Source organism: Streptomyces sp. NPDC051020 (assembly GCF_040683105.1).
GTDB lineage: Bacteria > Actinomycetota > Actinomycetes > Streptomycetales > Streptomycetaceae > Streptomyces.
Map to the genome: position 1 here is coordinate 1 of NZ_JBFBCG010000196.1, position 3130 is coordinate 3130.

Here is a 3130-nt window from a genome sequence, read left to right on the forward strand (position 1 = left end):
GGGTCGCCCCGATACCGGTCGTATCGGGGCGACCCGACAACGCAGCGAGCGTGCGTGCCAGACGCCGCCCGGCAGGCGGGACTTTCGAAACACGCCCTGGGTCTCCTCGCGGTGCCACACCCCCTTTAGGCGGCGCTGACAGGTTCACATGGCACACTCTCGGGCGATGGACATTTCCGGGACGCAGCTCAGAGTCGTACGCGCGGCGCTCTTCACAGCGCTCGTCGTGACGCTCTCCACTGCGTCCCATGTGCTGCTCTCCCAGGTCCCACTGCCGCTGACCGTGGTCGGCGGGCTGGCCGGTCTGGTCTTCGCCGTGGCGTACGCGCTGGCAGGGCGGGAGCGCGGTTTCGGCGCGATCGCCGGGCTGCTGGTGCCGCTGGAGCTGGCCGCGGACACGGTCTTCACCACTGGCCAGCACCTCTGTTACGGAGCGGCGGGCGGCCCGATCGCGGGTCCGTTGCGTTCGGTCGGTGTCGATGTCCTGTGCGGCGGCGGCGAGGTCGGTGCCGGTGGGGCGCAGCTCGGCGGGGTCGGCGCGGCCGGCACCCCGCTTGCCTCCGTGACCGATGCCGGACATGGTGTCGCCGCCCTGCTGGCCTCTCCCGGTCCCGCTGTGCCGTGGCTGCTGCTGGCCGCCCATGTGTCGGTCGGTCTGCTGGCCGCGGCGTGGCTGCGGCGCGGCGAGTCCGCGCTCGCCGGTCTGCTGCGGGCGGTCGCCGCCACTGCATTCCGGCCGCTGCTGATCGCGGTCGCCGTGGCGGGTACGGTCCGCCGCTCCGTACGGCGTGCCGCCCGGCCCGCCCCGTACCGCTCGCACCTGCTCGCGCACGCCCGACTCCTCGTCCACTCCGTGGGACGAAGGGGACCGCCGCGCTCGGCCTGCGCCATCGCCTGAGCCCGGACAGTTCCTGACAACCCCATACACCACGGAGAAACAGCCATGAGCAATCGCAACAGCCAGGCCAACAAGGCAGCCGCCCGTGAGCGGCTGCGCGCGGAGCGCGAGCGCCAGGCCAAGAAGGACAAGATTCGCAAGCAGGTGATCGTCGGCGTCTCGGTCGTCGCCGTGCTGGCGATCGCCGGCGGCGTCAGCTACGCCGTGATGCAGATGAACAAGCCCAGTCACTGGGAAGCGGCCAAGGACGCGAAGAACGTCACCGCGCCGAAGAACACCTCGGGCACCGACGGCACGACCGTCGTCATCGGCAAGCCGACCGCCAAGAAGACCCTCGAACTGTACGAGGACCCGCGCTGCCCGATCTGCGGCCAGTTCGAGCAGACCGTCGGCGAGACGGTCCACAAGGACGTCGACGCCGGCAAGTACAAGATCAAGTTCATCGGTGCCACGTTCATCGACAACAACGGCAACGGCGAGGGATCCAAGAACGCGCTCAGCGCGCTGGGCGCGGCGCTCAACGTCAGCCCGCAGGCGTTCCTCGACTACAAGTACGCGCTCTACTCCGCGAAGTACCACCCGGAGGAGACCGACGACAAGTTCGCCAAGGACTCGTACCTGATCAAGGTCGCGAACACGGTGGACGAGCTGAAGGACAACAAGGCGTTCCAGAAGGACGTCAACGACGGCACGTACGACAACTGGGCGATGAAGATGTCCGCGGCGTTCGACAAGAGCGGCGTGAGGGGCACCCCGACGCTGAAGATGGACGGCAAGACGCTCACCAGCGAGGGCAGCCAGAACGCCCCGATGACCGTCGCCGACTTCAACACCGCGATCGACAAGGCACTCAAGGGCTGACAACCGGCAGCGGTTTCCTTACGGGCGGGCGAACTTCCTTGGTTCGCCTGCCCGTTCGCTTACCGGCCAGTAGGGTTTCCCTTCGTGACCAGTCGACACCGTTCTCCGTCCCTTCCCGCCCCCAGCCGCCGCACCCTGGTGAAGGCCGCTGCCGCCACCGCCGTCGCCGCCCCCGCGCTCGGGACCACCACCAGCGCCCGCGCCGCCGACGGCCCCGCCTTCCTGCACGGTGTCGCCTCCGGCGACCCTCCCCCATAGCCTCAAGGGCATGGGAGGTGCCCCCTCCCGACGGCATACTCCTGTGGACCCGCGTCACCCCGACACCTGACGCCGTACCCGGCTCCGGCCGTGGCGCCGACACGGCGGTGCGCTGGGAGGTCGCCGAGGACAAGGAGTTCGCCCGGGGCGCGACCGTCGCAAGGGCTTCTTCCGACCACACCGTCAAGGCCGATGTGCGGGGGCTGAGCCCGGTTCGACCAGTGGGACGGCTACACAGACGACCGCAAGGAACTGATCGCGCATCTGCGGGACCGGTCGATCCGCAACACGGTCTTCCTGACCGGTGACATCCACGTGACTCCTCCACCCCCTGAAGGGGGTGGCTTCTCGCTATGCCGGTTGGGCTTCGCGACGGGCCAGCCCGGCCCGTAGAACGTTCAGGGCGCCCACTGTGTCGGCGTGCGCCATGTGGCCGCACACGGTGCAGTGGAACTTCTCCTGGGTGGGCCGGTTCTCCTTGGCGGTGTGGCCGCATGCGGGGCACCGCCGGGAGGTGTTGCGGGGGTCCACCGCCATCACTGTCCGTCCGGCGCTTTCAGCCTTGGCGGTCAAGATCGTCAGGAACACCCCCCAACCGGCATCGTTGATCGATCGGTTCAGCCCGGCTTTGCCCGCGGCCCCGTTGGGCAGGAAGCTGCCCGGCTGATCAGGGTCGGGCTTCGGTGCGGGGGCCCGGCTCATGTTGCGGATCTTGAGGCCTTCGTACGCGATGAAGTCATATTCGCGAACGAGGCCGAGCGCGGTCTTGTGCGCGTGGTCAAGGCGCCGGCGGCGGACCTTGCGGTGGAGTCGGGCAACATTCTCCACGGCCCTGCGGCGGCGCTTGCTGCCGCGCTTGCACCGGCTGAGCGCCCGCTGCGCGGCTTCAAGCTTCGCGGCGGCCTTGCGGCCGTGACGCGGGCTGGGCACGAACTGACCATGCGAGTCGGCGAGGAAGTTGGCTATGCCCAGGTCGATACCGACCACACTGCCGGTTGCGGGCAGCGGCTCGGGCTGGTCCTGCTCGGCGGTCAGCACGACGAACCACTTACGGCCCTCGCGCTTGACCGAGACGGTCTTGACCTTGCCGGCCACGGGCCGGTGCTGGTTGAC

At 69.2% G+C, this 3130-nt stretch carries 3 protein-coding genes and 2 pseudogenes; 4 read left to right on the forward strand and 1 reads right to left on the reverse strand.

Going from position 1 to position 3130, the window contains the following annotated elements; translation table 11 throughout:
* The first annotated feature begins 166 nt into the window (after window positions 1–166).
* From AB0N06_RS38460 to AB0N06_RS38475, 4 genes and pseudogenes are all read left to right on the forward strand, one after another.
* Complete coding sequence (locus AB0N06_RS38460; RefSeq protein WP_366139317.1) at window positions 167–898, forward strand: hypothetical protein; 732 nt, start codon at window positions 167–169, stop codon at window positions 896–898.
* 45 nt (window positions 899–943) lie between these two features.
* The gene (locus tag AB0N06_RS38465) at window positions 944–1759 is read left to right on the forward strand and encodes a DsbA family protein (RefSeq protein ID WP_366139318.1); all 816 of its coding nucleotides are present in this window, start codon (window positions 944–946) and stop codon (window positions 1757–1759) included.
* 84 nt (window positions 1760–1843) lie between these two features.
* Window positions 1844–2229 (forward strand): annotated as a pseudogene (locus AB0N06_RS38470) (PhoD-like phosphatase N-terminal domain-containing protein); the annotation flags it as partial.
* A 13-nt stretch (window positions 2230–2242) separates the two neighbouring features.
* Window positions 2243–2410 (forward strand): annotated as a pseudogene (locus AB0N06_RS38475) (alkaline phosphatase D family protein); the annotation flags it as partial.
* On the opposite strand, the gene AB0N06_RS38480 reads toward AB0N06_RS38475, so the two are convergent.
* A partial coding sequence (locus tag AB0N06_RS38480; protein WP_366139319.1) for a transposase occupies window positions 2369–3130 on the reverse strand: 762 nt, incomplete at its 5' end. The pseudogene AB0N06_RS38475 and the gene AB0N06_RS38480 sit on opposite strands and share 42 nt — an antisense overlap.